The sequence below is a fragment of the Rhodoferax potami genome (assembly GCF_032193805.1).
Taxonomy (GTDB): Bacteria; Pseudomonadota; Gammaproteobacteria; order Burkholderiales; family Burkholderiaceae_C; genus Allorhodoferax; species Allorhodoferax potami_A.
The window spans coordinates 265,051-271,436 of record NZ_JAVBIK010000003.1; the positions used below are offsets into that span (position 1 = coordinate 265,051).

Genomic DNA, 6,386 nt, shown 5'->3' on the forward strand with positions numbered 1-6,386 from the left:
AGTGATTTTCGGCATATAGAGACCAGCCGGAGGGTGTCTGACGGACATCACTCGGGTATGGATTTTGCCTTTATTTGACGTCTTTTTGTTGCGTTGAATTCTTTGTTTTTGTCGGCATGGTGGTCGGCATCTGGCGTGGCGCCCGATACGACTGGCCATCAAGCACCAGGCAGTATGCGTTGTGACGTAAGCGGTCCAAGGTTGCGGATGCCAAGAGCGGGTTGACTGGGAATGCCTGATCCCATTCAGTAAAGTCCAGATTGCTGGTGACGATGGTGGCAGTGCGCTCGTAGCGCTCGGCAATGAGTTCATGCAGGTCTTCGTCGGCCGGCGCACGCAGAGGCTTGAGTCCGAAGTCATCAATGATGAGTACCGGAATGCGACTCAAGGTCTGCAGCTTGCGCTCGTAGGCGTTGGTGGCGCGCGCGGCGTGCAGTGACTGCGTGAGTGCCGAGCAGTTGGTAAACAGCACATCCACGCCCTGACGGATCGCACAATGGCCCAAGGCCTGCGCAAGATGACTCTTGCCGGTTCCACTAGGGCCAACAATCAATACCGGAGAACACTCCCGCACGTAGCGCCCGGTGGCCAGGTCATGCACCAGCGCGCGGTTGAGTTGGGGTAGCCGCTCGAAGTCAAACTGCTCCAGCGTTTTGGTGGAGCGGAACTGGGCCCGGCGCAGGCGGGTACTGAAACTGTTCTGCTCCCGGCGGGCCACTTCATCGCCCATCAGGATGGCCAGGAACTCCGTATAGGCCAACTTCGATTCAATCGCCTGGCGGTTTCTGGCGTCCAGCGAATCCAGAATACCGGACAAGCGCAACTGCTTGAGATGTGGAACGAGTTCGGGGATGGGTGTCATTTGGGATGGTCTCCTGGATAGTTAATGCAGCAAATCCTGCTGCGGGTTGTGGGTATCGGGGGTGAAGAGGCTTGCGGCGTCGCGGACAAACCGGGCCTTTGCATAGGTAGGCACGATGCTGTGATCAGGCATCGGTAGCCGGTCGGAATTACTGCTCAGGATGGTCTTGACAGTGCGGTAATACGGACTGTTGTGGGCCATGGCACGTCGGCAGGCGAGCTCAACACGCTGGGCGCTGTAGGTCTTTGCCAGACCAATCACACCCTGAGCTGCGCGCAATCGCTCCAGAATCCGGTCACTCAGTAGCCAGTCAATAACCTGCTGACAGTACGGTCCGATTTGCAGCGCTTGGGTACCCAGCCACTCGCGGTCACGGGCAAAGAAGAGTTGTGCCTCGGGTGGCAAGTGGTCTTTGGTCGTGAGGCGTTCACCGGGACGCTGTCCCCGCGCATGGGTTGCCACCAATCGGTAGTCATCAAACAAAGTCACGCAGTTATCGGTGGCACGTAGCCACAGCTCTTTGCCCACCAGCGCAAAGGGGGCGGAATACAGCTTGTAGTCAAACTTGACGTGGCAGTCGCGGTGCAGCGTCACGCACTGCCAAACGCCCAAGTCCGGCGCCTGCGGTGGAAGCGGCTTGAGCAAGGCCCGCTCCAGCGCAAACAAATCCATGGGCTGCTGGCGGGTGGTGCCGTGAATGCGCACACCGGCTTCCTGCAATACCCACGCCTGCGCCTGTGCATTAAGGTCCGCCAGATCACGGAATTCGCGGGTAGACAGGAAGTTACGCTTGACGTATTTGACGCCCGACTCCACGATACCCTTCTTCTGCGGATCGTGCGGCGGGCACGGGTCAATCTTGAATTCATAACCTTCAGCGCACTCGGCATAGGAGCGCTGCACCTGCGGGTCAAATCGGCAAGCCTTGATGATGGCGCACTTGGCGTTGTCGATGATCACGCGCTCGGGCACACCGCCAAACCACTCAAAGGCACGGCGGTGGCAGCCCAGCCATGTGGCCACCGTTTGGTCCCAGACGAATTCCACATACTGATGGCGGCTGTGACACAAGGTCATAACAAAGGCCCAGGTGCGCCTACGCTGTCCATCCGGATGCACCAAAAATGGCCCCGCGCCAAAGTCAACCTGAGCGGCTTCGCCGGGCTTGAAGCTCAGTCTCACAGTGAGATCGGTACGCGGCTGTGCCTTGGCAATGTCACGCATGATGCGATAGACAGAGGAGTAGCTGCCGCAGAACTGGTGCTCGCGCACCAACGCGGCATGAATGGCTACGCCCTCAACCCCGGCAGCCATCCAGCGCGCCACTTGTTCGCGCCATGGGTGGGCTTTGGAGACCGTGCTGGATGGGCGCTTGGCCGCTGCGCACAGACTCAGGGCAATAACTTCGGGTTCGGGCAGCGGCAGCTCAGCCTCCAACCAGCCCAAGCTGCGGGCGTGTTCGCGAAAGCTCGCCACCTTGACCCGGCCCATAAGGCCCAGACGCGCGATCTCGCGATCGCCGTCACCGGCGCGTAGTCTGATTAAAACGTTTCTGTATTCATGCATCTCGATCTTTCTGCGACCCATCCGTTACTCCTGAACAAAAAATTCAGAAGGTAACGACAGTTACGTCGCGTTCGAGATGCCCGTCCAATCCCCCGGCTGGCTCCTATATGACGAAAACCAAATGGCCTATATGTGCCGAAAACGCTCTGGCTCCTATGTGCCGAAAACCAATTGGCCTGTATGTGGTGAAAAGTGACACGCGGGTCAGCGTGCTGCCGCTGTGATGAGTTTGATTCAAAGCGCCAAGATCAATGGGCATGACCCGTATGCCTACATGAAGGACATCCTCACCCGGCTGCCAACGCAGAAGAACAACCAGATCGAAGAATTGTTGCCGCATCGGTGGCGGCCAGCCTGACGTATTGCTGCGACCTAATGCAGGTTGGCAGCGGCACCGCAACACTTCTTGAACTTCTTGCCGCTGCCGCATGGACAGGGCTCATTGCGTCCGACCTTGGGTTGCATCGCCTTTGCAACGTAACCGGTCACTGTCCGGCGTTCTTGCGAACTGATTGCAGGTACCAAAGAATGCGCCCTGATCAACAAACAGGACGGGGTCGGATATGGAAGAGACGCAGAGCGTGCTCAGGCGTGCAGTGTTGAGTGAACAGACTTGGGCTGAGGTACTGGATCGTTTTGACCGCGCTGGATTGACGATAGATGAATTTTGCAGCCGCGAAGGCATCAGTCGCAGCAGCCTTGCTCGCCGACGCACGCTTAGGAATAAACAGAGGGGAATCGCGTCCCCGCTGCGAACGAACAAGGTAGCCCCCACCACCGTGCCGAAGGCGGCGTTCGTTGATCTGGGCGACCTTGCTGGAGTGCACGGCAGCGGCAATGGAGCCATGGAGTTACGCATCGAACTCGGCTCGGGCATGAGTTTGCATCTGGTACGCCGGTAATGTTCTTTCCCGAGGGCCGCATTCGCGTGTTCCTGTATGGCCAAGCTGCCGATATGCGCCAGTCCTACGACGGCTTGTACGCTCTGGCACGCCAGGGGTTTGAAGTGGATGTGCTGGCCGGACACATGTTTGTTTTCATCAACCGGCGGCAAACACAGATGAAGGTGCTGTACTTTGACCGCAGCGGCTGGTGCCTGTGGTGCAAGCGTTTGGAGAGCGGCAAGTTCTCCCGTAAAGGCGTTCAAGGCGGCAGTGGCGAGATCGACTGCACGGCGCTCAAACTGATGCTCGAAGGCATCGAAGTGCGCCGACGCCACAAACGCTACCAACACCCTGCGCGGAGGTGACGATGTGCCCATTTTCAATCCGGAGAAGCACTCTTTTGCTTTGTCCCTAAAGGCCGCAAGATAAGGCCCATGTCGATGCCCAATACCAGCACTCCCACATTTACCGTCGAAACGGTCATGGGGCTGTCGCCGCAGAGCATCGCGCAGACACTGCAAGCACAGGCCGCCAGCATCAGCGCGCTGGAGCAGCAGCTCGAATGGTTCAAACGCCAACTCTTTGGCAAGAAGAGCGAGCGCTTTGCACCCTTGCCCGATGCGCAGCAAATGCACCTGGGGCAACTCCTGGGCGACCTCCCTGCCACTGATGCGCCCGAAGCCGACTCCGACTCCAACACCATCCCTGCACACCAGCGACGCAAACCCCGCAGCAACTTTGCCGACGAGGGCACGCCCGCATCGTTCTTTGACGAAACCAAGGTGCCCGTGCACACCATCGAGCTGGCCAACCCCGAGACCAAAGACCTCTCGCCCGATCAGTACGAGGTTGTCAGCCAGAAGGTCAGCCACCGCTTGGCACAGCGCCCCGGTGCCTATGTGGTGCTGAAGTATGTGCGCTCTGTCATCAAGCGCCACGACACGCAAACCCTGCACTGTGCGGGCGCGCCAACAGGCATCATTGAGGGCAGCCGCGCTGACGTGAGCTTGCTCGCAGGCGTTGTTGTTGACAAGTTTGCCTGGCACATTCCGCTGTACCGGCAGCACCAGCGCCTGAGCCAAGCGGGCTTCAAACTCAGCCGGGCGTGGCTGACGCAACTGGCGCAAAAGACCATTTCCCTGCTGGAGCCGATTTACGACACGCAGCTCGAGTCGATCCGCAACAGCCGGGTCAAGGCAATGGACGAGACCCCCATCAAGGCCGGGCGCAGTGGGCCCGGCAAGATGAAGGCGGCCTACTTCTGGCCTGTGTACGGCGAACTCGATGAGGTGTGCTTTGCCTATTTCGAGTCGCGCCGCCACGAGCACGTACAGCAGGCATTGGGGCTGCCAGGGGCCACAGATGCCGTGTTGCTCACTGACGGCTATGAGGCCTATGCACGTTACGCTGCCAAGACCGGCATTACGCATGCCCAATGCTGGGCGCACTGCAGGCGTGGCTTCTTTGAAGCTCTAGGGGCCGAGCCACAGGCCGCTGGCCAGGCGCTGCAGCAAATTGGCGAGATTTACGCCCAGGAAGAAGCCATTCGTGAACGTGACCTCTACGGGGATGCCAAACGAGAGCACCGTCTAAGCCACAGCAAACCGCTGGTGCAGAACTTCTTTGAATGGGTGGATTTGCAGTTCGAGCGGCAAGGCTTCCTGCCCAGCAATCCGTTGACCAAGGCATTGGCCTATGCACGCGAGCGCCGCGCGCAACTGCAGGTGTTTCTGGGCGATGCGGATGTGGCCATGGATACGAACCATCTGGAACGCGCCTTGCGCGCGATACCAATGGGCAGGCGCAATTGGTTATTCTGCTGGACGGAGGTGGGCGCCAAGCGCGCGGGCATCATGCAGAGCCTGATCGTGACATGCCGTTTACATGACATTGACCCCTACACCTACCTGGTTGATGTCTTGCAACGCGTAGGCCACCACCCCGCCTCCAGAGTTTCAGAACTGACGCCTCGTCAATGGAAGCAGCACTTCGCCGAGAATCCATTGCGTTCACCATTACACGGTTTGGTAACGTAGGCAATAACGCCGGACAGTGACCGGTTACTTTGCAACCTCACGCTCGTAAACCGCGCGGCGGTACGGTAGCCAGTACCGGTGCATGGCAACGACGGCCTCCGGGATTTGCAGAGCTAGCTTGCTGCGCATTGCTGGTGTCTTGGTCAATGCGTCTTGCTCAGGGACAAAGTCATCCTCTCCCAACAGACCAATCGGTCGATACCAGGCCTGGCCCTGCGGTGTCTGCAATAGCGACGCCCACTCCGCTTGGCACAGGTGCACGCCCTGAGTAAAGCCGTAGGCCCAGCCCTCCGCGTCGTCATACTCGCGCCCCCGGTACACCTGCACGCACCAGTGCGGGTAAATCTCTGGCGGGTCTTCTTCCAGGCCGGAGATGACGCTATTGAACATGCGCATGATCAGTCCCAGAATCTGGTTGAGCTTCTCAATGCTCTCCACCGGCGGCATCATGCTGTCGCCCTTGCCCCAGATAAGCGGCATCCACTGCCGTGGCATCAGGGTCTTGGGGCCGATGGCGATGGCATGCAAATAGCCATCCAGCGTATCCAGAGTCATGCCCTCGTCGCACTTAGCCTCATAGAGCATGAAGTGATCAAGCTCGTCGGTCTCTTCGTCAGACAGGGGTTCAAAAGCTAAGGGGGTCATAGGACAACAGCGCGTTTACAGGTCAAGGATATGCGCGCCATTCTCGCCCAATTGTTGTCACGCGCAGTATGAAAATGACACGAGAACGCGGTGAGGAATTGATACACCTCGACTAACGTGCCAAGCCATCCGAACCATGGATGGGACTGGCAATGATTACGAACGAGGAGTACATGGAACTCAAGGTATTAAGGAAACACAGGCTGAGCTTGCGCGAGATATCGGTGCAAACTGGTATGGCAGTCAACACGGTGCGTAAGTATTTGGAGGGTGGTCCGCCGGCCATGAAGAAACTGCCGGCATGTAAGAGCAAGCTCGATCCATTCAAGGACTACCTGGCTGGACGTATTCAGGCGGCCAAGCCTGATTGGATTCCAGCAACGGTGCTGCGTC

7 protein-coding genes and 2 pseudogenes are annotated in these 6,386 nt (G+C 58.6%); 5 read left to right on the plus strand and 4 right to left on the minus strand.

The window, feature by feature from the left end; genetic code table 11:
- Positions 1-70: 70 nt before the first annotated feature.
- Positions 71-862: an IS21-like element helper ATPase IstB gene (istB, locus tag RAE19_RS19350; RefSeq protein WP_313873002.1), complete on the minus strand. Its 792-nt coding sequence runs from the start codon at positions 860-862 to the stop codon at positions 71-73.
- A gap of 21 nt (positions 863-883) precedes the next feature.
- On the minus strand, positions 884-2,428 hold the full coding sequence (gene istA / locus RAE19_RS19355; protein WP_313876140.1) for an IS21 family transposase: 1,545 nt from the start codon (positions 2,426-2,428) through the stop codon (positions 884-886).
- 199 nt (positions 2,429-2,627) lie between these two features.
- Here istA and RAE19_RS19360 point away from each other — a divergent pair.
- Positions 2,628-2,786, plus strand: a pseudogene (locus RAE19_RS19360) (transposase domain-containing protein); the annotation flags it as partial.
- Between the two features lie 14 nt (positions 2,787-2,800).
- Here RAE19_RS19360 and RAE19_RS19365 read toward each other — a convergent pair.
- Complete coding sequence (locus RAE19_RS19365; RefSeq protein WP_313876457.1) at positions 2,801-2,893, minus strand: SEC-C metal-binding domain-containing protein; 93 nt, start codon at positions 2,891-2,893, stop codon at positions 2,801-2,803.
- Positions 2,894-2,991: 98 nt separating this feature from the next.
- Here RAE19_RS19365 and RAE19_RS19370 point away from each other — a divergent pair, with 98 nt between their 5' ends.
- From RAE19_RS19370 to tnpC, 3 genes are all read left to right on the plus strand, one after another.
- Positions 2,992-3,330 (plus strand): hypothetical protein, encoded by a 339-nt coding sequence (locus tag RAE19_RS19370; protein ID WP_313873005.1) that lies wholly within the window; start codon positions 2,992-2,994, stop codon positions 3,328-3,330.
- Positions 3,330-3,677, plus strand: coding sequence for an IS66 family insertion sequence element accessory protein TnpB (gene tnpB / locus RAE19_RS19375; RefSeq protein WP_313873004.1), 348 nt, complete (start codon positions 3,330-3,332; stop codon positions 3,675-3,677). The genes RAE19_RS19370 and tnpB overlap by 1 nt, the downstream gene beginning before the upstream one ends.
- Positions 3,678-3,746: 69 nt before the next feature.
- Positions 3,747-5,348: an IS66 family transposase gene (tnpC, locus tag RAE19_RS19380; RefSeq protein WP_313872998.1), complete on the plus strand. Its 1,602-nt coding sequence runs from the start codon at positions 3,747-3,749 to the stop codon at positions 5,346-5,348.
- 24 nt (positions 5,349-5,372) lie between these two features.
- On the opposite strand, the gene RAE19_RS19385 is transcribed toward tnpC, so the two are convergent.
- Positions 5,373-5,993, minus strand: coding sequence for a YecA family protein (locus RAE19_RS19385; RefSeq protein WP_313876446.1), 621 nt, complete (start codon positions 5,991-5,993; stop codon positions 5,373-5,375).
- A 152-nt stretch (positions 5,994-6,145) separates the two neighbouring features.
- On the opposite strand from RAE19_RS19385, the pseudogene RAE19_RS19390 reads away from it, so the two are divergent.
- A pseudogene (locus RAE19_RS19390) lies at positions 6,146-6,386 on the plus strand (IS21 family transposase); the annotation flags it as partial.

Bases quoted from the DNA above. Each gene is read 5' to 3' on its own strand.
- tnpB (WP_313873004.1), top strand. From the start codon at position 3,330: ATGTTCTTTCCCGAGGGCCGCATTCGCGTGTTCCTGTATGGCCAAGCT.
- RAE19_RS19370 (WP_313873005.1), top strand. From the start codon at position 2,992: ATGGAAGAGACGCAGAGCGTGCTCAGGCGTGCAGTGTTGAGTGAACAG.
- RAE19_RS19385 (WP_313876446.1), bottom strand. From the start codon at position 5,993: ATGACCCCCTTAGCTTTTGAACCCCTGTCTGACGAAGAGACCGACGAG.
- tnpC (WP_313872998.1), top strand. From the start codon at position 3,747: ATGTCGATGCCCAATACCAGCACTCCCACATTTACCGTCGAAACGGTC.
- istB (WP_313873002.1), bottom strand. From the start codon at position 862: ATGACACCCATCCCCGAACTCGTTCCACATCTCAAGCAGTTGCGCTTG.
- RAE19_RS19365 (WP_313876457.1), bottom strand. From the start codon at position 2,893: ATGCAACCCAAGGTCGGACGCAATGAGCCCTGTCCATGCGGCAGCGGC.
- istA (WP_313876140.1), bottom strand. From the start codon at position 2,428: ATGCATGAATACAGAAACGTTTTAATCAGACTACGCGCCGGTGACGGC.